This window comes from Bradyrhizobium sp. Kon69 (genome assembly GCF_055807515.1).
The window spans coordinates 1-339 of record NZ_JBVVOS010000198.1; the positions used below are offsets into that span (position 1 = coordinate 1).

Annotated in this window: 1 protein-coding gene; it reads right to left on the minus strand. The window is 64.0% G+C overall.

Going from position 1 to position 339, the window contains the following annotated elements:
- Positions 1-339, minus strand: a 339-nt coding sequence (locus AC0L3U_RS38815) for a PLD-like domain-containing protein (protein WP_473365027.1), incomplete at both ends; no start/stop codon positions are given.

Below are 339 nucleotides of genomic sequence, written 5' to 3' on the forward strand. Positions count from 1 at the left end.
CGGGATAAAGCCTTGCTTGGCTTCGGGCAGGGTGACGATTCTGATCTGCACATTGGGCAGCACCGCGAGGCTCTTGAGGTAGGGCAGTTCCAGCGGGTCGGTGTTCCAGTTGGACACCATCAGCTTGATCGACACGCCCCGCGCAGCGGCGGCGCGCACGGCGTTGTCGATCACCGCATAGTAGGGGCGGGTCCGATCCGGTCCGTAGGACAGCGGTGCATAGTCGAGCAACTGCACGCGCACCTCCTTCTTCGCTTCGCCCAGCAGGCGCGGCAACTCCAGCTGTGAATCACCCACGCCGGGCGGGTTGTAGCGATGTGGGCTGGCCACCAGGTAGTT